Origin of the sequence: Janthinobacterium rivuli (assembly GCF_009208735.1) — a bacterium.
Lineage (GTDB): Bacteria > Pseudomonadota > Gammaproteobacteria > Burkholderiales > Burkholderiaceae_D > Janthinobacterium.
Genome location: NZ_WFLJ01000004.1, coordinates 151,089 through 176,830 on the forward strand (window position 1 = coordinate 151,089; position 25,742 = coordinate 176,830).

Sequence of the window (25,742 nt, forward strand, 5' to 3'; positions counted from 1 at the left end):
TTTATTTCTTTTTTAGCGAGCGACCATGCAACCCACTCCCCGCACCAGCGTTACCCCCACCCTGCACCTCGTGTGCGGCAAGATTGCCTCGGGCAAATCCACCCTGACCGCCCGCCTTGCGGCGGCGCCGCACACCGTGCGCATCAGCGAAGACAGCTTGCTGGCGCAGCTGTATCCGGGCCAGATCGCCAGCCTGGCCGACTACATGACCTGCGCGGCGCGGCTGCGCGCGGCCATCGCCCCTCTGGCCCTGCAGATGCTGCAGGCGGGCGTGTCCGTCGTGCTCGATTTCCCCGCGAATACGCCCGCCAGCCGTGCCTGGATGCACGACCTGTTCCTGCAGGCGGGCGTGCCGCACGTGCTGCACTACCTCGACGTGCCGGAGGAGGAATGCAAGGCGCGCTTGCGCCAGCGCAATGCCAGCGGGCTGCACCCGTTTTCCACCAGCGACGCCGAGTTTGACGCCATCACGCGCCATTTCGTGCCGCCTTCAGAGGCCGAGGGTTTTCATGTCGTGCGGATTGCCGCTTAAAACGTCCCCGGCAGCAGGATTTTCTTGTCCACCTGCTGCAAGTCGCGCAAGCCGCAAAAGGCCATCGTCAAATCGAGTTCATTGCGGATGATGTCCAGGCATTTGGTGACGCCCGGCCCGCCCATGGCGCCCAGGCCATATAAAAATGGGCGGCCGATGTACACGCCTTTCGCGCCCAGGGCCACGGCCTTGATCACGTCCTGGCCCGAGCGGATGCCGCCGTCCATGTGCACTTCGATCTGGCTGCCGACGGCGTCGACGATGGCCGGCAAGGCTTCGATCGACGATTGCGCGCCATCGAGCTGGCGTCCGCCGTGGTTCGAGACGATCAGCGCGTCGGCGCCGCTTTCCACCGCCAGGCGCGCGTCTTCGGGGTCCATGATGCCCTTGATGATCAGCTTGCCGCCCCAGCGCTGCTTGATCCATTCCACGTCCGCCCACGACAGGCTCAGGTCGAACTGCTGCTGCGTCCAGGCCGACAGCGACGACATGTCGGACACGGACGTGGCATGGCCGACGATATTGCCGAAACCGCGCCGTTTCGTGCCCAGCATGCCCGCCACCCAGCGCGGCTTGGTGGCCATGTTGAGGATGTTGGGTATCGTGAGTTTCGGCGGCGCGGACAGGCCGTTGCGCAAATCCTTGTGGCGCTGGCCAAGCACCTGCAAGTCCAGGGTCAGCACGAGAGCGCCGCATTTCGCCGCCTTGGCGCGGTCGATCAGGCGGTTGATGAATTCGCGGTCCTTCATCACGTACAGCTGGAACCAGAATGGTTTCGTCGTGTTCGCCGCCACGTCCTCGATCGAGCAGATGCTCATGGTCGACAGGGTGAACGGCACGCCGAATTGCTCGGCGGCCTGGGCCGCGAGGATTTCGCCATCCGCATGCTGCATGCCCGTCAAGCCTGTGGGCGACAGGGCCACCGGCATCGATACCGCCTGGCCGACCATGGTCGAGGCCAGGCTGCGGTTTTCCAGGTTGACGGCCACGCGCTGGCGGAATTTGATCCTGGCGAAATCGCTGTTGTTGGCGCGGTACGTCGATTCCGTCCAGGAGCCGGAATCGGCGTAGTCGTAAAACATGCGCGGCACCCGTTTCTGGGCCAGCACGCGCAAGTCTTCGATGCAGGTGATGATACTCATGCGTTTCCTCGGTCGATGGCAAGTCGGACCATGATCGTGCATTTACCCGCAATTGTCTATCCGGCAGGCAATGCCACCGGACCTGGCGCCACACTTACCAGTCGCGCGCGCCGAGGATTTTCTCGCCCAGTTCGCTCAACCGCGCCTGCGGATAGCGCAGCGCTTCTTTTTCCTCGGGGTCGCCGGGAAACGCATAGCCTTGCGGCGCGCTGCGCTCGCGCCAGCTTTGCACGCGCCAGTCGCGCAAGGCTTGATTGTCTTCCTGGGCGGGCGTGAAGGAAATGTATTGCGCCAGGCGCACCTGGTCCGTGGACGTGTTCGGGCGGATGCCGTGCGCCAGCAGGCTGTTAAAGATCAACAACTCCCCTTTCTTCATGGCGATGAATTCCATCGGATACGGCACCGTCGCCAGGTCCGGCTGCCACGGGTTGCGGTCGAGCGGCACGGTCTCGCGCCACGCCAGCAAATTGTTGAACAGCTCCGGATAGCATTGAAAACCGCCGCTCTCGGGCGAGGTGTCGGACAGGGCCAGCACGCCCTGCACGTTGACGGGCAGCGGGTCGAGCGTGGTGTCGGCATCCCAATGGATGAAGCCGCCAAACTTGCGCTTGCCATTGTTCGGCGTGTTCAGGTTGGCGCGGTCGATGGTCACCCACAAATCCTGACGGTCCCAGATGTCGACGAAGGCGTCGTAGACGCGCTGGGTCTGGCGGTTATCCCACAGGGTCTGGTTGTGATACGCCTCGACCATGCCGGAACCGTTGAGTTCCTTCATCGCGTGGTCGCGCAACTGATCCCGGTTCCAGGTGGCGGCATCATGCTCGTCGAGTCCCTGGAATTCCCACAGAAAATCCGTTGTGCGGCGCACCTGTTCCGGCGTCACGGCATCCTTGACGATGACGTAGCCGTAGGTTTGCCAGTGCAGGAAATCGCTGTCGGACAGCACGCGCAGGGGCAGCCGTTTCCGGATGTCGCGCAACTGGGTTTGTTCCGTATAGGCCACGGACGGATTGCCGGGACGGTCTTCGCCGTACTGATATCGGTTGTGCATCGCTGTCTCCTGTGTTGGTGTGAGACAGATTGTGCGATGGAAGATCAGGGGAAAATGCGTGCGCAGCAACCAATACTGATACTATCCTGATCATCACTCTTCCTAAAACGTCACGATGACGCCTTTATTCGAACAAGTCACGATTCCGACGGGCCACTCCTGGGGCTTGCTGTGGCGCGAACTCGACGCCATTCCCTTCCTCTGGCATTACCACCCGCAATTCGAGCTGACCCTGACGGTCAATGCGCGAGGGCAGCGCTACATCGGCGATCACCTGGGCGACTTCGAACCGGGCGACCTGGTGCTGCTGGGACCGAATTTGCCGCACACGTGGTCGGCCAGCGAGCGCATCGACGGCACGCAGCCGATGCTGGCCGTCGTCGTGTGGTTTTCACTGGAATGGGTGGAGCGGCTGGCGGCCTGTTTTCCGGAGCTGCACAGCGTGCGGCAACTGGCGCGCCGCGCCGGCCCTGCCCTGCATTTTTCGCCGGCAACGAGTGCGCGCTGCGCGGCCAGACTGCTGCAATTGCATGCGCTGCCTGTGCCGCAGCGCCTGCCGCTGTTGCTCGACGTGCTGCTGGACCTGGCGGCCGATGGCGCCGCGCAGCCGCTCGCCTCGGAGGCGCTGGCGCCGATGCCTGCCGATGTGCGGCAACAGCGCATGGAAATCGTCTTCGATTTCATGCACGCGCATTTCCGGGAAGAGATCGCACTGGAAACCCTGGCACAGAAGGCGGCCCTGTCGCTGGGCGCCTTCCACCGCTGTTTCAAGCGCCACGCGCATTGCACGCCGGGCGAGTACCTGGCGCGGCTGCGCATTGGCCGCGCCTGCCAACAGCTAATCGAAAGCAATCTGGCCATCGCCGTCATCGCGCAAGAGGCGGGCTACCGCAACCTGGCGCATTTCAACCGCCAGTTCCGCGCCGCCAGGCACGTCACGCCGCGCGCGTTTCGCCAGCAATACCGGCGCGGCGCCAGCGGCGCAGCGTAAATCCATTCGGAAACGAAAAAGGGGATCAGATTTTACAATCTGACCCCCAATATTCTGGTGCGGCTGGCAGGAATTGAACCCACGACCCCTTGGTTCGTAGCCAAGTACTCTATCCAGCTGAGCTACAGCCGCCTAAGACAAGATTATAGCAGGGCTTTGCAGAATGGCAAAGGGCGCCGTGCGGATATTTCACAATTGCCCAGGCCCCGGCTGGCTGCCGTCAGGACGAAAAAAAACCCGGAAAGTCACCTTTCCGGGTTTTTTCTGTACTGCTGATACTGGTGCGGCTGGCAGGAATTGAACCCACGACCCCTTGGTTCGTAGCCAAGTACTCTATCCAGCTGAGCTACAGCCGCAAACTCTGACACACTTCGCCGAACGGCGCGAAGCTTGAAACTTTCATCAACACGGAAAAACCAATGTTGGCAATACTGGTGCGGCTGGCAGGAATTGAACCCACGACCCCTTGGTTCGTAGCCAAGTACTCTATCCAGCTGAGCTACAGCCGCAAAACTTCTACAACATTCCATCAACAACATGGAGGTGAAACTTGTTACAACAAAACCAGGCAAAGTCTGATTTTCAGTATTCTGGTGCGGCTGGCAGGAATTGAACCCACGACCCCTTGGTTCGTAGCCAAGTACTCTATCCAGCTGAGCTACAGCCGCGCAGGCAAACATTATAGCGTATTCATTTCGCTTTGAAAAGTTCGATTTTTCAATCGCTTAGCTGATTTTGCAGAATACCGCCCCGCATCATCCGCCACCTTTTCACTGCCAAAAAGCTTGCGCCTTTTTATCGATGCATGCTTCTGCTTTCACAGGAGACATCCAGCGAATCGAGAAGTTGCTGTCTCGAAAGAAGCGGGATTATAGGGACTGCTTTCCAGCCTGTCCAGTGCTATCTGCAAGTGCCGCGCAAGCGTGCGGTGGCGGCGCGCCGCTTGGGGCTACAATACCAGCCAGACAGGGGCGCTTGTGCCTCCCCCACTGCATCACGGCGGGCATTTCCCATCATGACCCATTTAACTAAGCTTAGCGGCGGCGGTCCGGCCGGGCAAGAGCCCGGACGGCAGACTCGCTGTTGCAGGATTTCCGATGGCCAAGCATGACCGCAAGCAAGATCTGCTTCCCCCATCAGCGCCGCTGAGCCTTGCCGACGAGCACCTGGCCAACTTACTAGAAAGCATCACCGATGGTTTCTGCCTGCTCGACCGCGACTGGACCATCCGCTACCTCAATACGCGCGGCGCCGCCATGCTGGCGCCGCAACATCCGCCTGGCGTCAGCCTGGCAGGCAGCAATTTGTGGCAAGCCTGTCCCGCCGTGCAGGGCACGGAGCTGGAAGTGCAGTTCCGGCGTGCCATGGCGCAGCAGCACAGCTGCAGTTTCGAACTGCTGTATGCGCCGCTGGGGCGGTGGCTGGAAGTGCGCATCTTCCCTTCCAGCGACGGCTTGACCACATATATCCAGGACATCAGCCAGCGCAAGGCGACCGAGGAAACTTTGCGCCACAGCGAGGAGAACTTGCGCGCGCTGGCCAATTCCATCCCGCAACTGGCGTGGATCGCCGGCTTCGACGGCACCATTGCCTGGTATAACCAGCGCTGGCACGACTACACGGGCACCAGCGCCGAACAGATGGCGGGCGACGGCTGGAGCATCGCCTATGACGCGCAGCACCTGGCACCCATGCTGCAAGCCTGGAAGGTTGCATTGCGCGATGGCACGCCCTTCGAAATGGAATTCCCCATCCGCGGCGCGGACGGCGAGTACCGCTGGTTCCTGACGCGCGCCAATCCCGTGCGCGACCAGGGCGGCCAGTTGCTGCGCTGGTTTGGCACGAGCACCGACGTCGACCAGGTCCGGCGCGCGCAGGAAGCCTTGCGCGATGAAACGCGCGTGCTCGAATTGCTCAACAATACGGGGGCGACCCTGGCCGGCACCCTGGACCTGCCCGCCCTGCTGCAGGAAACCGTCGATGCGGCCACGCGCATCAGCGGCGCGCGCTTCGGCGCCTTTTACTATGACGATGCGGGCGGTGAGGCGAACGACGGCGCCGCGCCCCTGCCCTCTGCGCGCGCCGTCAACGGCATCAGCCTGCGCCAGGCCGAGGCGATTGCCACGGAACTGCGCCAGGGGCCGGCCACGCGCCAGAACGACTTGCTGGCCGCGCCCGAGGCCAGCGCCGACGGCGCACCGCCGCTGCGCAGTTGCCTGAGCCTGCCCGTCAGCTCGCGCTCGGGCCTGCTGCTGGGGCGCTTGCTGCTCGGCCATCCGCAGGCGGGCATGTTCAGCGCGCGCAGCGAACGCATCGTCTCGGCCATCGCGGCCCAGGCCGCCGTTGCGCTCGACAATACGCGCCTGTACGCGGCCGCCACGCGCGCCGCCGAAGAGCGCAAGGTACTGCTCGACAGCGAACGTGAAGCGCGCGCCGAGGCCGAACGCACGAACCAGCTGAAAGATGAATTTCTCGCCACCCTGTCGCATGAATTGCGCACGCCGCTGTCGGCCATCCTGGGCTGGGCCCAGGTGCTGCGGCGCGGCACGCGTGACCAGGCCGACCTGCACCGCGGCTTGCAAAGCATCGAACGCAATGCGCGCGCACAGGCGCAGCTGATCGAAGACTTGCTCGACATGAGCCGCATCACCTCCGACAAGGTGATGCTCGACCTGCAAACCATTGTGCCCGCCAGCATCATCGCCTCGGCCATCGAAACCCTGCGCCCGGCGGCCGAGGCCAAGCACATCGCCATCCACTGCAACATCGCCAGCGATGCGGGCCGCATCACGGGCGACCCCAGCCGTATCCAGCAAGTGATCTGGAACCTGCTGTCGAATGCCCTGAAGTTCACGCCACAAGGGGGCCGGGTCGAGATCGGCGTGCGCCGCGAGGCGAGCCGGCTGGCCATCACGGTGGCCGACAACGGCGTCGGCATCAAGCAAGACTTCCTGCCCCACGTGTTCGACCGCTTCCGCCAGGCCGATGCCTCCACCACGCGCCGGCATGGCGGCCTGGGGCTGGGACTGGCGATCGTCAAGCATCTGGTGGAACAGCATGGCGGCACCGTCACGGCCAGCAGCGCCGGCGACATGCAGGGCGCCAGCTTCACCGTGCGCCTGCCCCTGGGGACGCCGGCCGCCGCCGCGCGCCTGGCGGACGGCGCCCGCTCCGCCAGGCCCGACTTGCGCGGCGTGACAGTGCTGCTGGTCGATGACGAGGCCGATGCGCGCGAACTGACGGCACGCATCCTGCGCGAGCACCACGCCGACGTGCACGACGCCGGCAGCGTGGCGCAAGCGCTACACCTATTGGACCAGGTGCACCCGGACGTGCTGGTCAGCGACATCGGCATGCCCGACGCCGACGGCTTCGACTTGCTGGCGCAAGTCCGAGCGCGCGCCTGCGCGGATGCGGCCCGGCTGCCCGCGCTGGCGCTGACGGCCTTCGCGCAACAGCAGGATCGCCAGCGGGCACTCGACAGCGGCTTCCAGGCCTGGATTTCGAAGCCGCTCGATCCGGCCGAACTGGTGGCGGCCGTAGCGCAACTGGCCGCCCCGCGCCCTGAACCGGGCCACAAAACACCGCCCTAAAAAGATGATGCAAAGAAATACATAGTGCAGTATAAAATGACTATTTCCATAGGTTAGCCTTCCTACTTTCAGACGCGGCACTGTCCTACAAGCAACTCAGTGGAAATTTGCTACACTGAAATGCAGAAAGACACTTGCACGACAGGATGAGGGTGGCGGCCTTGAGCGGCCAGACTGGCAGAAGCGGGTTCAAGCGCTGTTGTGCGCCCTATCTTGTTGCAAGGCGCTACTATCTTTCCCACCGCCGCCATCCCATCATCCGCGGCGGAAGCCAGCGTTGCATAGACCGTATTAACCGAGACCTTACATGCCCAGCCAAGATGAGATTTTGAAAGCCAAAATTTTGGTCGTCGACGATTCTCCCGACAATGTCGACCTGATGCTGGAAATCCTGCGCGATGCCGGCTACACCAATGTCACGGCCACCATGCGTCCGGCCCAGGTCTGCCCCCTGCACCGGGAGCATTGCTACGACCTGATCTTGCTGGATCTGCAAATGCCGGAGCTCAATGGTTTCCAGGTCATGAAAGGCTTGAAGGAAATCGAGCATGGCGGGTACCTGCCCGTGCTGGCCCTGACGGCGCAACCGAGTTTCAAGATCGCCGCCCTGGAAGCGGGGGCGCGCGACTTCATCAGCAAGCCCTTCGACCTGATGGAAGTGCACAAGCGCATCCACAACATGCTGGAAGTGCGCCTGCTGTATAAGGAACTGGCGCAATACAGCAAGCAGCAGCAGGAGCTGGCGCTGCACGACCCGCTGACGGGCCTGCCCAACCGTCGCCTGCTGGAAGACCGCATCGAACATACGCTGCAGCAATCGGCGCGCCAGCGCGGCAAATCGGCCATCCTGTACCTGGACCTGGACGGTTTCAAGGCCATCAACGACAGTTATGGCCACGGCTATGGCGATGACATCCTGAAAATGGTGGCGACCCGACTGGTGAGCGCGTCGCGCAAGGAAGACACGGTGGCGCGCATCGGCGGCGACGAGTTCGTCATCGTGCTGGGCAACCTGGCTGGCAAGGGCGACGCGCGCGAACCGGCGGCCAAGCTGATCGAAGTCATTTCCGAACCGTATTTCATCAACGACCTGACCCTGCGCCTGTCGACCAGCATCGGCATCGCCATCTATCCGGATGACGCCAGCACCGTCGAATCGCTGCTCGGCGCGGCGGACACGGCCCTGTACGAAGCCAAGCGCGCCGGCAAGAACCGCTTTTGCTGTTCGCCACACGAAGTGATCAACAGCCAGGTGAACCTGCAGCAAAGCGGCATCCCCTCGATCGCCTGATTTTTATTGCGCGCTGCCCAGGAAAAAACCGGCAAGCCTCACGGCCAGCCGGTTTTTTTCATGGGCGAAACGCCCTACTTCTTGCCAGCCGTGACTTCATGCTGGCCTGCATGCTGGTGGTCCGTTTGCGCATTGACGGTTTCCGGCGGTACTTCGATGCGCGTGATGCCGGCATCGACGGAAATCGGATCGCTGGCGGGGAAAGTCATTTCCACGGCATCGTCGAGCAATTCTTCCTTGGCACGCTCTTCGCCGCTCATGCCCTCTTCATCGGCCAGAATGGCGAGCGCGCTGGCCCATTTGACGAAATTGAGGTTGGACAGTTCGCGCACGGTGTTCACGCCAAACGCTTGCTGCAAGGCCTTGGCATCCTTCGCGCTGACGCCGCGCAGGGCGCTGATGGGCGCATTGACGATGTCGCGGAAGCTTTTGTCGAGGTATTCCTGGTCGACGATGGTATCGATATTCATGGCATGTCCTTTCGTTTCGGTAAGCTGGCCTGTGCTGCGAGGCTGCATGGGGTAATGCACAACCCCACTATGGCAGCGTGCCGCGCCCAAGTATGTGCGCAGCCGTACGTAACGAAGGGAACGGTCCCTGCTGGCACAAACGAAAATATTGCATACAATATAAAAGTAATGGGAGGAGATTAAAATTGCCGAAAAGACAGAAATTTTCCATCCATGCGCCCCGCGATGGAATCCTCATGTATGATCCACCACTTGAATTTGGTCCTCACCTTTCACCATTCACGGGGCGCTATGTCCGCACAAACAGATCCGAACAAGGAAACGGCCCAGGCCGATGCGGAACGCGCCGCCGATCTCAGCGAGTTGCTCGGCCATGTCAACACCAGCTGGGACAATGAACGGCGCGCCCTGTCGCGCCAGCTGCACGACAGCCTCGGCTCCTCGCTGACGGCGCTGACCATGCACTTGTCGCTGCTGACGCAAAAAATGCCGCAGGAAGCGGCCTTGCTCGACCGTGCGGCAACCATGAAGCAATTGCTGCTGAACGTGATTGAAACCAACCGCCAGATGCAGATGAAGCTGTGGAACGACAAGCTGGAATTTCTTGGGGTGAATGTGGCGCTGGGCGAACTGGCCACGCAATTTGCCGAACAACACCAGATCACCGTGCGCTGCAGCCTGCCCGAAGATGAACTGATTTGCCCGCGCAACGTGGGCGTGGCCCTGCTGCGCACCCTGGAAGAAGCGCTCAGCAACATCGCCGCGCACGCCCATGCCACGCAGGTGGACATCATCATCGACGACAACGACGAAGCGCTGATGATGACAGTAAAGGATAACGGCACGGGCTTGCCAGCCAGCGAACCGGCCGAAATGAGCAAGCACGGCCTGCGCGCCGTGCGCGAGCGCGTGCATTACCTGGGCGGCAGCCTGAGCCTGACGGCCAATCCGCAAGGCGGCACGGCCCTGACCGTCGTCTTGCCGCGCATTAGTCCCAAAGAATAGTCATTCCCTGGCAGCATCAGGCCGGAACACCGCCGGAGCGCCCTGCCCCGCTGAACGTTGCAACGACAGGAGACCGCATGCAAGGACTGATCCCCACCGTACTGGCAGCGCTGCTGGCCATGGGCGCCGCCCAGGCCGCCGACAAGACCGTGCCGCCGCCGGAAACCGTGGACAAGCTGGCCTGGCTGGCCGGCTGCTGGAACGTCGACGGCGCCGAACCCGGTTCCGGCGAACAATGGAGCACGGCCGCCGGCGGCACCATCCTCGGCACCAGCCGCACCGTCAAGGGCGGCAAGACGACGGCCTTTGAATTCGTGCAGATCCGCCTCACCGACCCGGGCCAGCTGGCCTACATCGTGCAGCCGTCGGGCCAGCCGCCCGTGATCTTCAATCTGCTGCGCCAGGACAAGCCGAATGAATTCATCTTCGCCAACCTGGACAATGACTTCCCCAGCCGCATCATCTACCGCCACGACAGCGAGCGCATCCTGCATGCCAGTATCGTTGGCACCATGAAAGGCAAGCTCACCACCATCGATTTCCCCATGACACGGGGCCGTTGCGAAGCGGCGCCCCTCACGCGCGGCAAATAAAAAGGGGCCTTGCGGCCCCTTTCTGTTCGGATACACGCTGGTTTAATGCAACTTGACCTGCGGCGTGCTGCGCTTGATCAGGAAGCGGCCCATGGCCATGACGGCCGTGCGCACGCTGCCCAGCACGGCATTGTGGTGCATCAGGTGCAGGCTGACGTACATCATGCGGGCCACGAAACCTTCGACGAACCAGCTCAGGCCCTTGAGCGAACCCATCAGAGTTCCCACCGAGGTGGTGCGGCCGAACGAGACGAGCGAACCGTAGTCCAGGTATTCATACGGCTTGGTTTGCGGCGGCTTGCCCTTCGCTTGCAGCAGGAAGGTTTTCAACAGGTAATCGGCTTGCTGGTGAGCAGCCTGGGCGCGCGGCGGCACCAGCTTGCCATCCGGCCCCATGCAGGCGGCGCAATCGCCGAGCGCGAAGATATTCGCATGGCCCTGCACATTGAGCATGCCCGTCACTTCCAACTGGCCGGCGCGGTTGGTCGGCAAGCCCAGGGTGGACAGGAATTCCGGCGCGCGGATGCCGGCGGCCCACACGCAGATATCGGCCGCATAGCTGGTGCCGCTGGCCACCGTCACCTTGTCGGCCTCGATCGTGGTGACGCGCGTATCGGTCACCACCGTGATGCCATGCTGGTGCAGCAGTTTCGAAGCGGCGATGGAGACGCGCTCGGGCAGCGGCGCGAGGATGCGCGGCGCCCCTTCGAGCAGGGTGATGCGCACATCCTTGATGGCGTTGAGATTCTGGAAACCATACGCGGCATACACGCCGCTCGCTTCGCGCAATTCGGCCGCCAGCTCCACGCCCGTGGCGCCGCCGCCGATGATGACGATGTCGACGCCGGGATGGCCCGCGTCGCCCTGGCGCTGCTCGGCCATGGCAAGCAGTTTCAGCAGGGTCAGACGGAAACGTTCGGCGTCTTCCGTGGCATTCAGGGAAATCGTGTTTTCCTGGGCGCCAGGCACGCCGAAGTAATTCGAGGTGCTGCCCACGGCCAGCACCAGCTGGTCGTAGGTGACAGTGCGCTGCGGCAAGAGCTGTTCATCCTTGTCCGTGGCGATGGCGCCCACGGTGAGGCTGTTCGACGCGGCGTCGAGCCCGATCAAAGGGCCATAGACATAGGTAAAACCATTGTCATGCGCCAGCATCTGGTACGACAGGCCCTCTTGATGAATGTCCAGGGTGCCGGCCGCCACTTCATGCAGCGACGGCTTCCAGATGTGGTACAGGCGGCTGTCGACCAGGGTGACCTGGCCGGCGCCGAGCTTGCGGCTGAGTTTGCAGGCCAGCTCCAGGCCGCCTGCACCTCCCCCTACGATAACGATTTTACTATGCAAAGATCCTCCTGCTTGTTAATCCCGGTGCCCGTTGCCATTGCCATGACCGTTGCCATGACCCTTGCCTGGCTTGTCATCATGCTTGTCACGCTTGCCTTCATGCTTGTCGCGCTTGTCATCATGCTTGTCATAATGGCCGCGATCACGGTCGTGGTCCCTATAGTCGGGACGGCCATGGTCGCCATGCTGCTGGCGGTAACGGGGCGCATACTGGTTGTTATACCAACTATCCTGGACGAAATATACCTCTTGGTTACAGGCATTATACTTGCGGCAGTGCTTGGACCAATGTTTCGCATGGCCGGGCGGCACGCGCAGGTAGATCGGCGCGGCCGAATAGTATTGCGGGCGCTGCACGATGACGGGCTGGGCGTAGATCAATTGCGGCGCGGGATAGTCGCCAATGTCGAGGCGGCCATAAAAGCCGGGCTGGCCGACGGTGACGGAGACGCCGACCTGGGCAACGGCGGCGGTGGCGGCCGACAGCAAGACGGCGGCGAGAATGAGGGTTTTCATTAGGGCACTCCTTTTATCAGTTATGCCGTCATTGTAGACCTTGTGCAACCAACTGTTTGTTCGCAAGGACACATAAGGAATCCCGTCGCAATCTCACCACAGCTTGCCCAAAGGCACGACCAGGCCGCTGAACAGCGACCAGTCCGGCGACGCCGCCGTCAAGCCGCGCGCCACGCCGATGTCGATGGCCAGCCGTGGCCTGGGACTGTAGGTGGCGGCCAGCAACAGCTGCGCCGTGGCCGGCGCGCCGCGCAAGCGCGTGCCCGACACTTCCGCCGTGGCACCCCAGCGCGCGCTGACGGGCGTGGAAAACGAGGTCGCCCAGCCCGTTTGCACCCGGCCGGCGCCAGGGTCCGACGCTCCCAGGCGCGTGGCGTTCAGGTTGGCGTCCATGTGCACGGCGCCCAGGTCGCGGCTGAAAATGCCGTTCAGCGACACGTCGCTCTTGCCGCTGCCGATGCTGTCCTTGGCCGTGGGCAACTTCCAGCCCAGTTCCAGGCCCAGCGCCGTGGCGTCGTCGAGCACAAAAGCGCGCTTGAGCACGACCGTCGTGTCGCCCACGCCCGTGTCGCGCCGCCCCGTGTCGTCGCGCGCGCGGACGAAGCCCTCGCCTTCGAGCAACAGGCCCCATTCGGGCGTGAACGCCAGTTTGAACGTGTATGGCAGGCTGGCGCGGCGCGTGTCGTCCGTTTTCGACAGCAAGCCGCCCGCCTCGAATTCCAGCTGGCCCGGCACGGGCAACTGGGCGGGACTGGCCACGGAAGGCCGGTAAGGCAGCACGGGATCGCCCTGCTGCGCCTGCGCCCGGGGCGCCAGGGACAGCAACAGCAGGGGAAAACAGAATAACGGCAGGGCAGGAGACGGCATGGGAAACCCGGAAGTGGCAAACGCGCAATATCGACAGCCTACCACCGCCGCGCCGATCGCGTCCGCTCCAGCCTCGCTCAGGCCAGGCGCCGCACACCCTGCCTGACGCTCGCCACCGGCCGGCGCAGCGGCGTGACGTTGTTGCTGACCGACGCCACGGCGATGTGCTCGGCGTGGGCATGCAGGCGGAACACGCCCACCAGTTCCGTCAGGGTCTGCGCCTGATCCTGCAGCGATGCGGCGGCTGCGGCCGCCTCTTCCACCAGGGCCGCGTTTTGCTGCGTCACCTGGTCCATCTGCAGCACAGCCTGGTTGACTTGCTCGATGCCGGCGCTTTGTTCGGCGCTGGCGGCCGTGATTTCCTGCATGATATCGGCCACCTGGCGCACGCTGGCGACCACTTCATCCATCGTCTTGCCCGCGTCATGCACGAGTTGGGAACCGATTTCCACCTGCTCGACGGAGTCGCCGATCAGGGTCTTGATTTCCTTGGCGGCACTGGCAGAGCGTTGCGCCAGGTTGCGCACTTCGGACGCCACCACGGCAAAACCGCGCCCCTCCTCGCCCGCCCTGGCCGCTTCCACGGCCGCGTTCAAGGCGAGGATGTTGGTCTGGAAGGCGATGCTGTCGATGACGCTGATGATGTCGACGATCTTGCGCGAGGACGCATTGATCGATTCCATCGTCTGCACCACCTGCCCCACCACGGCGCCGCCCTTGCCGGCCACATCGGATGCGGCACCGGCCAGCGCATTGGCCTGGCGCGCATTGTCCGCGTTCTGGCGCACGGCCGACGTCAGCTCCTCCATCGATGACGCCGTTTCTTCCAGCGAACTGGCCTGCTCTTCCGTGCGCGACGACAGGTCGAGGTTGCCCTGAGCAATTTCGCCCGAGGCCGTGTTGATGGTGTCCGTGCCCGAGCGCACCTGGCTGACGATGCCGACCAGCTTGTCGCGCATGGTCTTCATGGCGAACAGCAGGCTGGCGCTGTCGTGGCTGGCCGTGCGGATATCGACGGTGAGGTCGCCCTCGGCGATGGCGCCGGCGATCTTGACGGCATACGCCGGTTCGCCGCCCAGCTGGCGCGTCAGTCCGCGCGTGATCAGCGCGCCCAGCGCCAGGCCGGCGGCCATGCTGCCCAGCACCAGCGCGATCATGAAGCTGCGGCTGGCCTGGTACACGCCGGAGGCCTGCTCGGACGCCGCCTTGGCGCGCTCTTCCTTCTGCAGCGAGAGTTTATCCAGCACGCCATCGAGTTCATCGGCATGCTGGCGCGTCTTGTTGAGCAGCTCGACCAGTTGCGCGCTGCGCTGGGCCAGCGGCTCGGCCGCGGCCAGGGTCAGCGCCTGCTGCATGGTGGCGATGTACTCGGCTTCGACGGCGGCGAAGCGGGCAAACAGTTCCTTGGCCGCTTGCGTGACGAACAACGGTTCCGCCTTGGCAAGGTAACTTTTATTTAACTCGAGGAATTTGGCGATGTCGGCCTGGCGCGTGGCGCGTTCCTCGGCGGTCGTGGCCAGCAAAAAATTGCTGCGCGCGCGGCCCACCTTGATCAGGGCGATATTGGCTTCCTTGATGTACGACAAGCCCAGCAATTCATGGTTGTACATCTGCCCCGCCATGGTATCGATCTTGCCCATGTTGAAGATGCCGATGCCGGCCACGATGGCCCCCATCAGCGCGACGCAGAAAAATGCCGCCAGCAAGCGCGTTCCCACCTTCATCCGGTTCAACATGATTTCCCCCATAGGCTGGCTGACACTCGATGCAACTGGAGCGTACTGGCTTGAATATAAAGAAAAATCACGGAAAAAAATGCTCGGATTGTCACCAAACAACAATTCCTTGATTTACAACAACATGGAAAACGGCTTGCCATGCTAGGCAAGCCGTTCGGGCATGGGCCTGGCGGCCCCCGTTAATGGCCCGCGTGCGCGCCAGGTTTGCGCACCGTCATCTCGACGCTCCCCTTGGCCGGCAACTTGCCCGCCCCCTGGCCGCGCACGGGTTCCGGCAAGGCGCCCGTCCACTCATAGGCCACGCTGCCGGCCGGATGCTTGTACCAGCCCGGGTCGCGGTAGTCGCCCGGTTTCTGGTCCTTGCGCACCTTGACCGTCGTAAACATGCCGCCCATGCCGATCGCGCCGAAGGGGCCGTCGCCGGCCATCATCGGCAGGGTGTTGTCGGGGATCGGCATCTGCATCTCGCCCATGTCGGCCATGCCCCGCTCGCCCATCACCATATAGCCGGGCACAAGCTGGTTGATCTTCGCCGCCACGCCCTGGTGGTCGACGCCGATCATGGTCGGCACGTCATGTCCCATGGCATTCATCGTGTGGTGCGACTTATGGCAGTGGAAAGCCCAGTCGCCCAGGTCCGTGGCCGTGAATTCCACGGCGCGCATCTGGCCGACGGCAATGTCGGTCGTCACTTCGGGCCAGCGCGACTCGGGGCGCGTCCAGCCGCCATCCGTGCCCGTCACCTCGAATTCGTGGCCATGCATGTGGATCGGGTGGTTCGTCATGGTCAGATTGCCCACGCGCACGCGCACCTTGTCGCCCTGGCGCACGACCATGGGATCGATGCCGGGGAAGACGCGGCTGTTGAAGGTGAACAGATTAAAATCCGTCATCGTCATGATCTTCGGCGTGTAGCTGCCGGGATCGATGTCATAGTTGCTCAGCAAGAAGACGAAATCGCGGTCCACCTTCATGAAGTTCGGGTCTTTCGGATGCGTGACCCAGAAGCCCATCATGCCCATGGCCATCTGCGTCATTTCATCGGCATGCGGGTGGTACATGAAGGTGCCGGGCCGCTTGGCAACGAATTCGTAGACGAAGGTCTTGCCGGGAGGAATACCCGGCTGAGTCAGGCCCGTGACGCCGTCCATGCCATTGGGCAAGCGCTGGCCATGCCAGTGCACGCTCGTGTGTTCCGGCAACTTGTTGGTGACAAAGATGCGCACGCGGTCGCCCTCCACCACTTCGATGGTGGGACCGGGCGACTGCCCGTTGTAGCCCCATAGATTCGCCATCATGCCGGGCGCCAGCTCGCGCACGACGGGTTCGGCCACCAGGTGAAATTCCTTGACGTTGTTGTTCATGCGCCAGGGCAAGGACCAGCCATTCAGGGTGACGACGGGGTTGTATGGACGCCCGTTCGGCGGCGGTGGCGGCGCCTTCGTCTCCGCGCCGGCCATGCTGACGGCTTCCGGCAACGATGCCGCACCGACTCTGCTGACGGCCGCGGCACTCAAGGCGACGGCGCCCGCGTTCATGAAAAAGTTTCTACGTGTAATCATCATTATTCCTTCTCGGCAGGGCCGCTGCCATTGATGGCCGATTGCAATGTCGTTTGCGCGATCCAGAAATCGCGCTGGGTCTCGATGGCGCTGTTGACGCTGGCGACCTGCTCGCGCGCGTCGGCCAGCAGTTCGAACACGCTGGCCAGCATGCCGTTGTAGCGCAGCAAGACTTCATGCGAGATCGTCTTGCGCAGCGGCACGACTTCATCGCGGTAGTGGCGGGCCAGGTCGTAAGCCGTGCGGTAGCTGGAATACGCCTCGCGCACTTCCGAGCGGGCCTTGACGGCCGTGCCCGCCGTGCGCTGCAGCGACTGTTCATATAGCGCTTGCGCCCTGGCGTTGCGCGCCGCACCCCAGTCGAACAGGGGCAATTCCAGCGACACTTCATAGCCGTTTTCGCGCGGCGCCTCGCTCGTGCTCTTGTTGGTGTAACCAACGTCAAGCACGTTGATGAAACCCGTCACCTTGGACAGGCCCAGCGCGCTGGCCGTCGCCTGTGCGTCAAGCTTCGCTCTTTGCACGTCGAGGCGCTGCTCCATCGCTTGCGCCTCGATATTGCCCGCCTCGGCTGGCTCGGCCGGCAAGTCGGGCAGGCGCGACGGTAAAGTGAAAGCCGTCTGCTTGCCCCACAGGCCCAGCAGCCGCGTCAGGTGTTCGCGCGTGGCCGTGGCCTGGTGGCGCGCGCGGGCCAGGTCGCCGACGGCGTCCGCGTAAAACACTTGCTGGCGCGCCTGGTCGAGGCGGCTCCAGTTGCCCGCCTGCTGCAAGCGCGTGGCCAGTTCCGCGCCCGCCTCGGCCGACAGCAGCGCCCGCTGCATGAACGCTTCCGTCTGCACGGCGGCCACGGCATTGAAGTAGGCGCGGCGCGTGTCGGCCGCCAGTTGCACGGCGCTGCTGGCGGCCTGCAGCTTGGCTTGCTCAAAACGGCCCCGCTCGATGTTGACGCGCATCGGCATGGTCAGCAAGCCGGCCAGATCGAAGCTGACGCCGCGGTCGATTTCATTGCCGTGGCTGCCATGCGAGCGGCCGAACGACAGGCCGGGATTGCGCAAGCGCCCCGCCTGCACCAGATCCGCCTCGGACGCGCCCAGTTCGGCCAGCGCCACTTTCATGCCGTGATTGTTCATCAGGGCGATGCGCACAGCGCTGTCGGCGTCCAGCGGCTGGGCCAGCAGGGCAGCCAGTTTTTCCTCGCCGCCCTTGTCCGTCAGCGCGTCGGGGGCGCCCGTGCGGGCGTCGGCCAGCGTGGACACCGTGCGCATGCCGCCATCGGGGCTGAAGCTGGCGCAGCCGCTGAGCAGCAGGACGGCCGCCAGCGCCAGCGGCGTCAAACAAGTTGATTTTGTGAAGCTGGCCATGTCAATGTCCTTCATGCTGGTGTGGCTGATGTTGCTGGGCGGGCTGGGCGGCCGGCTTGGGACTCGGCTTCTCCATCGGCATCTTGTGGCCCTCCATCTTGTGGCCTTCCATCTTCATCATGCCCATGTGGCCGCCGGCCTTGCCGACTTTGTCGTTGAGGGCGCGCCAGGTCTGGTCGGGCGTGGCGTCATCCTCGGCGGCGGGACGGTAGCCGGCGAAGGCGGAGCGGTAAGTGGTGGCCGGCACGGAGGCTTGCGCCTCTTGCGGGGCGGAGGGGGCGGGCGTGGATGTGGCCGGGCCGGCGGCGCTGGCGGCCAACGGCAGCACAGCCAGCGCAAGGCTGAACAGGTGTTTCATGGTATTCCTTGAATGACAGGGTATGGCGCGGCGGGCGCGCGACTGGAACGTCGGCGTACGGCCGGCACGGCCTCGATGGACGTGCGGCGGCCGCACCGCCGGGTTCACGGGCGGTCAGGCGGAGCGCGTGCTTCTCGGGGGACGTTCGGGACCCGGCGGGATATGCCCGGCGAACCGGGAATCGGGCGCCAGCGCCGGAGGCGGCGCGCGCAGGGTCAGGGCGTGCAGGGCCGGCATGCCGGGCGGCGCCGTGGCGCCCACGGTGCAGGCGCCATGGTTGCTGCAATCGTGGCCGTGGTGCGTGGCGCCGCCATCGTCCATGGCCATGGTCATCGGCTGGTCCGCCATCCGCATGTCGGCCATCTCGGTCATGTCGTGGCACTGGGGCGCCTGCGCCTGGGTTGCCATGACGGTCACCGTTGCCGCCAGCTCGTCCACGCAGCAGCTGCGCATGGCCGACGCAAAGCCCTGCATGGGCAGCGTGACGGCCAGCAGCCAGAGCAGCGAGCGGGCAAGATAGCGGAAAAAGGCAGGGTTCATGGCACGACTATAAACCTTCCCACACGAGGAAGGTCAAGTCCCTATTCAAGCGCGCTGGCCGTGCGTCAGCCAGATCACGTACACGCCGTAGTAGCCCTGCCCCTCCAATATGACTTGGCCATCGGCAAAATAGATTTTCTCCACTTTATTGACGGTGAAATACGCGCGGCCATCGGCCGCCTCCACGTCGCCCCAGTAACGGTCACGGGGCCGGCAGTAGCCGCTGGCGCGCCCGATTGCCCACATCAGGTCGCCGATCATGAAGTCATCAATCATTTCGGCCAGCAGCGGCCGGTGGCCCGCCAGCATGCCCGTGATGTCGGGATAGCCAGCGTCCCTGAGCGCGGGCAAGTCGCTTTCCTCGTATTGCAGGTCGTCTTCGCGGCAATCCTGCACGAAACTGTTGAAGGGCGCGTCGAGCAAGCCAGGCAGCACCGCTTCCGGCACGCTCAGGCGAAACGGGTGCAGCGGCAGCACGCTGTGCTGGCCATAGTTGAGTTCGCGGCAGCCGAGGAAGGCCAGCGGATGGCGCTGGCCATTGACCTCGCAGTGCACGCCGGATACCTGCGCCATCAACTGCCCATCCCCGCCGCCCGCATCAGCAGGCGCATCGCCCAGGCCGCCAAGCCCAGGGTCGCCACGCTGGCCAGCCAGAGGCCGGCCATCCACGCCAGTCGCTTCCACCATGTCTGTTGTCCTTGTCCTCGCATCAGTGATACCCGTCTTCCGGCAAGACTTTGCCACGAAACACATAATATGACCACACCGTATACATCAGGATCACGGGAATGATGAACAGCGCGCCCACCAGGGTAAAGCCCTGGCTTTGCGGCGGCGACGACGCCTCCCAGATCGATACCGACGGCGGGATGATGTTGGGCCACACGCTGATGCCCAGGCCCGTGTAGCCGAGGAAGACGAGCGCCAGCGTGCACAGGAACGGCGCCACCTGCCGTCCCTGCCGCAGGGAGCGCAGCAGCAACCAGCCCGCGCCCAGCACCAGCAGCGGCACGGGCAAAAACCAGAACAGGTGCGGCAGCGCAAACCAGCGCGCGGCGATGGCCGGGTCGACCAGCGGCGTCCAGGCGCTGATGACGGCGATCACGCCCAGCAGCAGCCACACGAGCGTGCGCGTGATGCGGCTGGCGCGCGCCTGCAGCCTCCCCTGCGTCTTCATGATCAGCCAAGTGCTGCCCAGCAAGGCATACGCCGCCACCAGCCCCGCGCCCGTGAACAGCGAGAACGGCGTGAGCCAGTCCAGCGCGCCGCCCGCATAGCTGCGCCCCTCCACCGGCATGCCCTGGATGTAGGCGCCCAGGGTCACGCCCTGGAAGAAGGCGGCCGCCACCGAGCCGGCGATGAAGGCCTTGTCCCACACATGGCGCTCATGCTCGCGCGCCTTGAAGCGGAATTCGAAGGCCACGCCGCGGAAGATCAGGCCCATCAGCATGAAGCTGAGCGGCAGATAGCAGGCGCTGAGCACGACGGAATAGGCGAGCGGAAAGGCCGCCAGCATGCCGGCGCCACCGAGCACCAGCCAGGTTTCATTGCCATCCCAGACGGGCGCCACCGTATTCATCATCACGTCGCGCTCGCTCTTGTCCTGGAAAAACGGATACAGGATGCCGATGCCCAGGTCGAAGCCATCCATCACCACATACATCATGATGCTGAACAGGATAATAATGGCCCACAGTAGTGGCAGATCAATGCCCATGCGAATGTCCTCCTTGCGCTTGTTCTTGCAGATGCGCGGCCGAGATCGGCCGTGCCGGCGTGCGTTCCTTGCCGGGACCGCCATGCTCGACGCTCTCCCCTTCGTGCGGCCGCGGCCCCACGCGGATCAGGCGCAGCAAGTAGCCTATGCCCGTGCCAAACACGGCAAAATAGATGACGACGAACAACAGCAAGGTGATGCCCAGCTGCGTGGCGCCATGCGCCGAGACGGCGTCTTCCGTGCGCAGCAAGCCGTACACGGTCCACGGCTGGCGGCCGATCTCCGTCGTGTACCAGCCGGCCAGCATGGCCACCAGCCCGCTGGGCCCCATCCACAGGGCGCAGCGCAGGAACAGGCGCGAGCGCCACAAGGTGCCGCGCCAGCGCAGCCATGCGCTCCAGATGCCCAGCCCGATCATCAGCATGCCCAGCCCCGCCATCAGGCGGAACGACCAGAACACGGCCGCCGAATTGGGCCGGTCGCGCGGCGCGAATTCCTTCAGGGCGGGTATCGTGCCATTCCAGTCGTGCGCCAGGATCAGGCCGCCCAGGCGGGGGATTTCCACCTTGTACAGGGTTTCCTCGCGCGTCATGTCGGGCCAGCCGAACAGGATCAGCGGCGTACCCTCGTTGCCCGTGTTTTCCCAGTGGCCTTCCATGGCGGCGATCTTCGCCGGCTGGTGCTCCAGGGTATTCAAGCCATGCACGTCGCCGATCACGGCCTGGATGGGCGCGACGACCAGCAGCATGGACAAACCCATGCTCATCATCTTGCGGATGGCCGCGTTGTCATTGCCGCGCAGCAAATGCCAGGCGGCCGACGCCACCACCAGCAAGGCCGTGGCGAGGAAGGCGGCCACGCTCATGTGCAGCAGCCGGTACGGGAACGAGGGATTGAAGATGACGGCCAGCCAGTCCACGGGCACGACCCGCCCGTCGATGATTTCATGGCCTTGCGGCGTCTGCATCCAGCTGTTCGAGGCGATGATCCACGTGGCCGAGATCAAGGTGCCCAGCGCCACCATGGCCGTGGCGAACATGTGCAGGCCGGGCCCGACGCGGTGCCAGCCGAACAGCATCACGCCGAGAAAACCCGCTTCCAGGAAGAAGGCCGTCAGCACTTCATAGGCCAGCAGCGGCCCCGTGATGCTGCCCGCGTAATCGGAAAAGAAACTCCAGTTGGTGCCGAACTGGTAAGCCATGACGAGGCCGGAAACGACGCCCATGCCGAAGTTGACGGCGAAGATCTTCGACCAGAAATGGTACAGGTCGCGGTACACGCCGTCCTGCGTGCGCAGCCACGCCGCTTCCAGCACCGTCAAGTAACTGGCCAGGCCGATCGTGATTGCAGGAAAAATGATGTGGAACGAGATGGTGAAGCCGAACTGGACGCGCGCCAGTTCCAATGCAGAGAGCCCTAACATGTGTTGCCTTCCCGACGTGAGACGTCTGTTTTACCCAGGCCTCCACTCTAGGCTTTTGCGGTAAAACATAACAGACTCAGAAACAGGAGAAAACATAGGATCAGTTTGGGTCGTCCCCCATGACAAGGCCGGACCGCTGCGGCGGAACCGGGCCTCAGGCGGGCTCGGCCAGGCCCACGCGGTTGCGGCCGTTTTCCTTGGCCACATACAGGGCCGCGTCTGCCGCCAGCAGCACGGCGTCCGTGCCGCGGTCGCGGTGCGACGACGACACCACGCCCAGCGACACCGTGATGGCGCCCGCGCCGGGGATCTCGGCGGCGGCCACCTTGGCGCGCAGGCGCTCGGCCACCTGCATGGCCACGTCCAGGTCGGCATCGGGCAGCAGCATGATGAATTCATCGCCGCCATTGCGGCACAGCACGTCGGCATCGCGCGAACACGCGCGCATCAGCTGCGCCAGGCGCAGGATGACGTCGTCACCCACGGCGTGGCCCCACTGGTCGTTGACTTGCTTGAAATGGTCGATATCGATGGCGATGACGGAAAACGGCCGCGCCTGCGCCTGCCAATCGTCCAGCGCCGCCGCCATGCCGCGCCGGTTCGCCAGGCCCGTCAGCGGGTCCGTCTGCACGTCGGTCTTCAGCTTGCCGATCTTGTTCTGCAACAACGCCAGCCCCTTCAGCAAGGCTTTCTTGATCTGCGCCGCCTCCACATACCAGGAGCGGATGGCGGCGAGTTGCTCGGCCGTGCCCGGCGCGTCCATGCGCCGCGCGCCCTCGGCCAGTTGCACCAGGGGACGCGAAATCAGGCTGGCCAGCCACCAGATGAATGGCAGGCTCAGCAAGGCGATCGGCAGGGAATGCCACACCGTGTTGGCCATCAGCTGGTTCAGCGGCGCCAGGGTCATGGCCGTCGGCCGCTGCGCCACGATGCCCCAGCCCGTCGACGGCATGATGGCGTAGCCGGCCAGCATGTCCACGCCCAGGCTGTTGTGCATGCGCCGGTTGCCGCCGCCCTGCTGCGCGATGATGGCGTCGATGACGTCATTTCTGCCGGCCACGTCGCCCAGGCGCTCGGGATCCGGGTGGTACAGCAGGCGCCGGTTCTGGTCCACCACGTACAGGTAGGAGCCGTCGCGGTAGTAATGCTGGCCCAGCATGGTGTACAGGATGTTTTTCTGTTTCAGGTAGATGCTGCCGCCCACATAGCCGAGATAGCGACCATCCTTGCCCAGGATGGGATGCGAAATGAAGACGACCAGGTTGCCGGCCGAGGAGACGTAGGGCTGCGTCACCAGCGGGCGCCGTTCGCGCAGCGCCTGCACGGCGCCGGCCGAATCGAGCGTGCGGTTTTTCAGGGCCAGGGTTTCCGGCGACACGCCCAGCACCTTGCCCTGGGCATCGACGATGAGCACGGAATTGAAGCTGTTCGTTTGCAGGCGCAGGCGCTGCGCCTCGTCCGTCAGCCATTGTTCGTCCCCCATGCGCGAGGGCAGGCTGCCGGCGCTGTAGGCCAGCTGCTGGCGCGCCGATTGCAGGAAATCCTCGGCCGTGCTGGCCAGCTTGCTCGCGTAGGCGTGGTTCGCTTCCAGGGTGGTATCGATCAGCAACTGGCGCTGCACGCTGTAGCTGGCATAAAACGTGTTGACCAGGGACACCAGGGCGCTGGCAAAGGCCACGAGCACGATCAAACGGCGCAAATTCATGCGCAGAACAGGTTTAGTCCACATGAGGTCGGCAAGAATCGGGAAAGTATTGCGCTAAAGAAAGGGCGCATTATACCGAGTAAAACGTGCCAAAATAGAAATGTCGCCGTCCCCCATCACGGAATGTGTGCACGCGGCAACGGCATGCGCTGCCGCCTTGACCTGCATCAAGCGTGGATCGCGTGCTTGCGTACCCAGTCGACATAGCGCTGCATCCAGCCCTGGAAGAAGCCGAGGCTGGCAGGACCGATACCGCCATGCTCGTCAAACAGACCGTCCTTGGCCTGGATAAACATTTCGGGCTGACCCAGCAGCGGCACGTCCAGGTAGGCCAGCACATTGCGCAAATGCTGCTGCGCCAGCGCCGTGCCCGTGGCACCGACGGAAACGCCGAGCACGGCGCCCGGCTTGCCGCCCCACACGCTCTGGCCGTACGGACGCGAGCCGTGGTCGAGGGCGTTTTTCAGCACGCCGGGAATCGAACGGTTGTATTCGGGGGTGAGGAAGAGCAAAGCTTGCGAAGCGGAAATGTCGGATTTCAGGCGCAGCACTTGCTCGGCCTGCGCGCCATCGTCATCCTGGTTGTACAGCGGCAAGTCACCGATGTCGATATGCTTGAAGGAAAACTCGGGCGGCGCCAGCTTGACGATGGCGTCGGCCAGCTTGCGGTTGAAGGAATCCTTGCGCAGGCTGCCGACGATGATTGCAACGTTATATTGACTCATAGATATCCCCGATGATGGTGAAAAAAATAGCCCTGGAGTGAACGTCACTGCAGGGCTATCTTGCCACACAATCATCGGGTTTGCGCTGTTTAGCGTGCGGCTTGCGCGAGGCCTTGATACTCGCGGTAATAGCGCCCGCCCAGGTTGGTCAGCACCTCGTAGCCGATGGTATTGGCCATGGCCGCCACGGCGTCGACCGGGTGTTCGGCGCAAATCAGGTCGACGAGGCTGCCCGGCGCGACGCGGTCGCCGGCGATGGCGCTCACGTCCAGGGTGATGGAATCCATCGAGATGGCGCCGATCTGCGGCACTTTCACGCCGTCGACGATGGCCAGGCCCTGGTTGCTCATGCTGCGCAGCCAGCCATCGGCATAGCCGACGGACACCGTCGCCACTTGGCGCGGCTCGCTGGCCGTGTAGCGGCGGCTGTAGCCCACGTGGTCGCCAGCGGCGATCGTGCGCGTCTGCAGCACTTTGCCTTGCAGGCGTACGACCGAGCTCAGGGGATTCGGTTCGCCGCCCTGCGGTCCGATGCCGTACAGGGCCGCACCGGGACGCACCAGGTCGAAATGGTAGTCGGGCGACAGAAAGATGCCCGAGGAATTGGCCAGGCTGGCGCGATACTGCGGCAAACGGGCGCGGATGGCGATGAAACGGGCCAGCTGCTCGCCATTCATGGGGTTGGCACGCTCGTCGGCGCAGGCCAGGTGGCTCATGATGTAGCGCACCTTGATGCCGTCGAGAAAGTGCGGGTCCAGCAGCCAGGCGTCGATTTCCTGCGGCGACAAGCCCATGCGCGACATGCCCGTATCGACCTGCACGATGGCGTCCAGGGTGGTGCCCAGTGCCTTCGCATGCGCGCGCCAGCCAGCCACCTGCGGCTCGCTGTTGAGCACGGGAATCAAGCCGTGGGCCGTGAATTCGCCTTCCGTATCGACGGGCGGGCCGTGCAGCACGAAGATGGCCGCGTCCGGCGCCACGTGCGGGCGCAGGCTGATGCCCTCTTCCAGATGCGCCACAAAAAAGTGCCGGCAACCCTCTTCATACAGGGCCGCGCCCACTTGCGCGGCGCCCAGGCCATACGCGTCGGATTTGACGACGGCGGAACAGGCGGCCGGGTGCGCCTTGTCGCGCAGCAAACGGTAGTTGGCGCGCACGGCGTCGAGGTCCACCGTCAGGATGGCGCCGCTACGTTCCTTGGCAGGCATGCTGGCCGCCAT

24 protein-coding genes and 4 tRNA genes are annotated in these 25,742 nt (G+C 63.9%); 6 read left to right on the top strand and 22 right to left on the bottom strand.

Annotated elements, in window-relative coordinates; all coding sequences use genetic code 11:
- Window positions 1-25 precede the first annotated feature (25 nt).
- The gene (locus tag GCN78_RS06800) at window positions 26-532 is read left to right on the top strand and encodes a P-loop nucleotide/nucleoside kinase family protein (RefSeq protein ID WP_152251021.1); all 507 of its coding nucleotides are present in this window, start codon (window positions 26-28) and stop codon (window positions 530-532) included.
- On the opposite strand, the gene GCN78_RS06805 is transcribed toward GCN78_RS06800, so the two are convergent.
- Both GCN78_RS06805 and GCN78_RS06810 read right to left on the bottom strand, forming a co-directional pair.
- Window positions 529-1,674 carry an alpha-hydroxy acid oxidase gene (locus GCN78_RS06805; RefSeq protein WP_152251022.1) on the bottom strand — a complete coding sequence of 382 codons (1,146 nt, stop codon included), beginning with the start codon at window positions 1,672-1,674 and terminating at the stop codon, window positions 529-531. The genes GCN78_RS06800 and GCN78_RS06805 overlap by 4 nt on opposite strands.
- Window positions 1,675-1,768: 94 nt before the next feature.
- Window positions 1,769-2,725: a phytanoyl-CoA dioxygenase family protein gene (locus GCN78_RS06810; protein WP_152251023.1), complete on the bottom strand. Its 957-nt coding sequence runs from the start codon at window positions 2,723-2,725 to the stop codon at window positions 1,769-1,771.
- Between the two features lie 115 nt (window positions 2,726-2,840).
- On the opposite strand from GCN78_RS06810, the gene GCN78_RS06815 reads away from it, so the two are divergent.
- Window positions 2,841-3,716, top strand: a complete 876-nt coding sequence (locus GCN78_RS06815; RefSeq protein WP_152251024.1) for a helix-turn-helix domain-containing protein — start codon at window positions 2,841-2,843, stop codon at window positions 3,714-3,716.
- A gap of 55 nt (window positions 3,717-3,771) precedes the next feature.
- On the opposite strand, the gene GCN78_RS06820 is transcribed toward GCN78_RS06815, so the two are convergent.
- The 4 genes from GCN78_RS06820 to GCN78_RS06835 form a co-directional block, all read right to left on the bottom strand.
- Window positions 3,772-3,848: transfer RNA gene (locus GCN78_RS06820), tRNA-Arg, on the bottom strand.
- Window positions 3,849-3,995: 147 nt separating this feature from the next.
- Window positions 3,996-4,072 (bottom strand) — tRNA-Arg (locus tag GCN78_RS06825).
- 76 nt (window positions 4,073-4,148) lie between these two features.
- Window positions 4,149-4,225, bottom strand: a tRNA-Arg gene (locus GCN78_RS06830).
- 82 nt (window positions 4,226-4,307) lie between these two features.
- Window positions 4,308-4,384: transfer RNA gene (locus GCN78_RS06835), tRNA-Arg, on the bottom strand.
- A 429-nt stretch (window positions 4,385-4,813) separates the two neighbouring features.
- On the opposite strand from GCN78_RS06835, the gene GCN78_RS06840 reads away from it, so the two are divergent.
- Window positions 4,814-7,309, top strand: a complete 2,496-nt coding sequence (locus tag GCN78_RS06840; RefSeq protein ID WP_152251025.1) for an ATP-binding protein — start codon at window positions 4,814-4,816, stop codon at window positions 7,307-7,309.
- 307 nt (window positions 7,310-7,616) lie between these two features.
- Window positions 7,617-8,600 carry a GGDEF domain-containing response regulator gene (locus GCN78_RS06845; protein WP_152251026.1) on the top strand — a complete coding sequence of 328 codons (984 nt, stop codon included), beginning with the start codon at window positions 7,617-7,619 and terminating at the stop codon, window positions 8,598-8,600.
- A 74-nt stretch (window positions 8,601-8,674) separates the two neighbouring features.
- On the opposite strand, the gene GCN78_RS06850 is transcribed toward GCN78_RS06845, so the two are convergent.
- A complete protein-coding gene (locus tag GCN78_RS06850; protein ID WP_152251027.1) occupies window positions 8,675-9,070 on the bottom strand; it encodes a hypothetical protein in 396 nt (131 codons plus the stop codon).
- Window positions 9,071-9,361: 291 nt separating this feature from the next.
- On the opposite strand from GCN78_RS06850, the gene GCN78_RS06855 reads away from it, so the two are divergent.
- Both GCN78_RS06855 and GCN78_RS06860 read left to right on the top strand, forming a co-directional pair.
- Window positions 9,362-10,075 carry a sensor histidine kinase gene (locus GCN78_RS06855; protein WP_152251028.1) on the top strand — a complete coding sequence of 238 codons (714 nt, stop codon included), beginning with the start codon at window positions 9,362-9,364 and terminating at the stop codon, window positions 10,073-10,075.
- A 77-nt stretch (window positions 10,076-10,152) separates the two neighbouring features.
- Entirely contained in the window at window positions 10,153-10,668 is a 516-nt protein-coding gene (locus tag GCN78_RS06860) for a DUF6265 family protein (protein WP_152251029.1), read from the top strand.
- A gap of 42 nt (window positions 10,669-10,710) precedes the next feature.
- On the opposite strand, the gene GCN78_RS06865 is transcribed toward GCN78_RS06860, so the two are convergent.
- The 15 genes from GCN78_RS06865 to alr form a co-directional block, all read right to left on the bottom strand.
- A complete protein-coding gene (locus GCN78_RS06865; protein ID WP_152251030.1) occupies window positions 10,711-12,009 on the bottom strand; it encodes an NAD(P)/FAD-dependent oxidoreductase in 1,299 nt (432 codons plus the stop codon).
- A 15-nt stretch (window positions 12,010-12,024) separates the two neighbouring features.
- The gene (locus GCN78_RS06870; protein ID WP_152251031.1) at window positions 12,025-12,525 is read right to left on the bottom strand and encodes a hypothetical protein; all 501 of its coding nucleotides are present in this window, start codon (window positions 12,523-12,525) and stop codon (window positions 12,025-12,027) included.
- Between the two features lie 93 nt (window positions 12,526-12,618).
- Window positions 12,619-13,392 carry a transporter gene (locus tag GCN78_RS06875; RefSeq protein WP_226939508.1) on the bottom strand — a complete coding sequence of 258 codons (774 nt, stop codon included), beginning with the start codon at window positions 13,390-13,392 and terminating at the stop codon, window positions 12,619-12,621.
- A 77-nt stretch (window positions 13,393-13,469) separates the two neighbouring features.
- The gene (locus GCN78_RS29970; RefSeq protein ID WP_152251032.1) at window positions 13,470-15,128 is read right to left on the bottom strand and encodes a methyl-accepting chemotaxis protein; all 1,659 of its coding nucleotides are present in this window, start codon (window positions 15,126-15,128) and stop codon (window positions 13,470-13,472) included.
- 182 nt (window positions 15,129-15,310) lie between these two features.
- Window positions 15,311-16,693 (bottom strand): multicopper oxidase family protein, encoded by a 1,383-nt coding sequence (locus GCN78_RS06885; protein ID WP_152251033.1) that lies wholly within the window; start codon window positions 16,691-16,693, stop codon window positions 15,311-15,313.
- 2 nt (window positions 16,694-16,695) lie between these two features.
- The gene (locus GCN78_RS06890; RefSeq protein WP_226939509.1) at window positions 16,696-18,054 is read right to left on the bottom strand and encodes a TolC family protein; all 1,359 of its coding nucleotides are present in this window, start codon (window positions 18,052-18,054) and stop codon (window positions 16,696-16,698) included.
- Window position 18,055: 1 nt separating this feature from the next.
- Window positions 18,056-18,412, bottom strand: coding sequence for a hypothetical protein (locus GCN78_RS06895; RefSeq protein ID WP_152251035.1), 357 nt, complete (start codon window positions 18,410-18,412; stop codon window positions 18,056-18,058).
- A gap of 114 nt (window positions 18,413-18,526) precedes the next feature.
- The gene (locus GCN78_RS06900; protein WP_152251036.1) at window positions 18,527-18,952 is read right to left on the bottom strand and encodes a hypothetical protein; all 426 of its coding nucleotides are present in this window, start codon (window positions 18,950-18,952) and stop codon (window positions 18,527-18,529) included.
- Window positions 18,953-18,997: 45 nt separating this feature from the next.
- A complete protein-coding gene (locus GCN78_RS06905; RefSeq protein WP_152251037.1) occupies window positions 18,998-19,525 on the bottom strand; it encodes a hypothetical protein in 528 nt (175 codons plus the stop codon).
- On the bottom strand, window positions 19,525-19,662 hold the full coding sequence (locus tag GCN78_RS06910) for a DUF2474 domain-containing protein (RefSeq protein ID WP_152251038.1): 138 nt from the start codon (window positions 19,660-19,662) through the stop codon (window positions 19,525-19,527). The genes GCN78_RS06905 and GCN78_RS06910 overlap by 1 nt, the downstream gene beginning before the upstream one ends.
- Window positions 19,662-20,669 carry a cytochrome d ubiquinol oxidase subunit II gene (cydB, locus tag GCN78_RS06915; protein WP_152251039.1) on the bottom strand — a complete coding sequence of 336 codons (1,008 nt, stop codon included), beginning with the start codon at window positions 20,667-20,669 and terminating at the stop codon, window positions 19,662-19,664. The genes GCN78_RS06910 and cydB overlap by 1 nt, the downstream gene beginning before the upstream one ends.
- Window positions 20,659-22,092, bottom strand: coding sequence for a cytochrome ubiquinol oxidase subunit I (locus tag GCN78_RS06920; RefSeq protein WP_152251040.1), 1,434 nt, complete (start codon window positions 22,090-22,092; stop codon window positions 20,659-20,661). The genes cydB and GCN78_RS06920 overlap by 11 nt, the downstream gene beginning before the upstream one ends.
- Window positions 22,093-22,246: 154 nt before the next feature.
- The gene (locus GCN78_RS06925; RefSeq protein WP_226939510.1) at window positions 22,247-23,797 is read right to left on the bottom strand and encodes a sensor domain-containing diguanylate cyclase; all 1,551 of its coding nucleotides are present in this window, start codon (window positions 23,795-23,797) and stop codon (window positions 22,247-22,249) included.
- A 167-nt stretch (window positions 23,798-23,964) separates the two neighbouring features.
- On the bottom strand, window positions 23,965-24,522 hold the full coding sequence (locus GCN78_RS06930; protein ID WP_152251042.1) for an NADPH-dependent FMN reductase: 558 nt from the start codon (window positions 24,520-24,522) through the stop codon (window positions 23,965-23,967).
- 89 nt (window positions 24,523-24,611) lie between these two features.
- Entirely contained in the window at window positions 24,612-25,730 is a 1,119-nt protein-coding gene (gene alr / locus GCN78_RS06935; protein WP_226939511.1) for an alanine racemase, read from the bottom strand.
- Window positions 25,731-25,742: the final 12 nt, after the last annotated feature.

Excerpts from the sequence above, each read along its gene's own strand:
- GCN78_RS06800 (WP_152251021.1), top strand. The coding sequence starts at position 26 with ATGCAACCCACTCCCCGCACCAGCGTTACCCCCACCCTGCACCTCGTG.
- GCN78_RS06805 (WP_152251022.1), bottom strand. The coding sequence starts at position 1,674 with ATGAGTATCATCACCTGCATCGAAGACTTGCGCGTGCTGGCCCAGAAA.
- GCN78_RS06810 (WP_152251023.1), bottom strand. The coding sequence starts at position 2,725 with ATGCACAACCGATATCAGTACGGCGAAGACCGTCCCGGCAATCCGTCC.
- GCN78_RS06815 (WP_152251024.1), top strand. The coding sequence starts at position 2,841 with ATGACGCCTTTATTCGAACAAGTCACGATTCCGACGGGCCACTCCTGG.
- GCN78_RS06840 (WP_152251025.1), top strand. The coding sequence starts at position 4,814 with ATGGCCAAGCATGACCGCAAGCAAGATCTGCTTCCCCCATCAGCGCCG.
- GCN78_RS06845 (WP_152251026.1), top strand. The coding sequence starts at position 7,617 with ATGCCCAGCCAAGATGAGATTTTGAAAGCCAAAATTTTGGTCGTCGAC.
- GCN78_RS06850 (WP_152251027.1), bottom strand. The coding sequence starts at position 9,070 with ATGAATATCGATACCATCGTCGACCAGGAATACCTCGACAAAAGCTTC.
- GCN78_RS06855 (WP_152251028.1), top strand. The coding sequence starts at position 9,362 with ATGTCCGCACAAACAGATCCGAACAAGGAAACGGCCCAGGCCGATGCG.
- GCN78_RS06860 (WP_152251029.1), top strand. The coding sequence starts at position 10,153 with ATGCAAGGACTGATCCCCACCGTACTGGCAGCGCTGCTGGCCATGGGC.
- GCN78_RS06870 (WP_152251031.1), bottom strand. The coding sequence starts at position 12,525 with ATGAAAACCCTCATTCTCGCCGCCGTCTTGCTGTCGGCCGCCACCGCC.
- GCN78_RS06875 (WP_226939508.1), bottom strand. The coding sequence starts at position 13,392 with ATGCCGTCTCCTGCCCTGCCGTTATTCTGTTTTCCCCTGCTGTTGCTG.
- GCN78_RS29970 (WP_152251032.1), bottom strand. The coding sequence starts at position 15,128 with ATGTTGAACCGGATGAAGGTGGGAACGCGCTTGCTGGCGGCATTTTTC.
- GCN78_RS06885 (WP_152251033.1), bottom strand. The coding sequence starts at position 16,693 with ATGATTACACGTAGAAACTTTTTCATGAACGCGGGCGCCGTCGCCTTG.
- GCN78_RS06890 (WP_226939509.1), bottom strand. The coding sequence starts at position 18,054 with ATGGCCAGCTTCACAAAATCAACTTGTTTGACGCCGCTGGCGCTGGCG.
- GCN78_RS06895 (WP_152251035.1), bottom strand. The coding sequence starts at position 18,412 with ATGAAACACCTGTTCAGCCTTGCGCTGGCTGTGCTGCCGTTGGCCGCC.
- GCN78_RS06900 (WP_152251036.1), bottom strand. The coding sequence starts at position 18,952 with ATGAACCCTGCCTTTTTCCGCTATCTTGCCCGCTCGCTGCTCTGGCTG.
- GCN78_RS06905 (WP_152251037.1), bottom strand. The coding sequence starts at position 19,525 with ATGGCGCAGGTATCCGGCGTGCACTGCGAGGTCAATGGCCAGCGCCAT.
- GCN78_RS06910 (WP_152251038.1), bottom strand. The coding sequence starts at position 19,662 with ATGCGAGGACAAGGACAACAGACATGGTGGAAGCGACTGGCGTGGATG.
- cydB (WP_152251039.1), bottom strand. The coding sequence starts at position 20,669 with ATGGGCATTGATCTGCCACTACTGTGGGCCATTATTATCCTGTTCAGC.
- GCN78_RS06920 (WP_152251040.1), bottom strand. The coding sequence starts at position 22,092 with ATGTTAGGGCTCTCTGCATTGGAACTGGCGCGCGTCCAGTTCGGCTTC.
- GCN78_RS06925 (WP_226939510.1), bottom strand. The coding sequence starts at position 23,797 with ATGAATTTGCGCCGTTTGATCGTGCTCGTGGCCTTTGCCAGCGCCCTG.
- GCN78_RS06930 (WP_152251042.1), bottom strand. The coding sequence starts at position 24,522 with ATGAGTCAATATAACGTTGCAATCATCGTCGGCAGCCTGCGCAAGGAT.
- alr (WP_226939511.1), bottom strand. The coding sequence starts at position 25,730 with ATGCCTGCCAAGGAACGTAGCGGCGCCATCCTGACGGTGGACCTCGAC.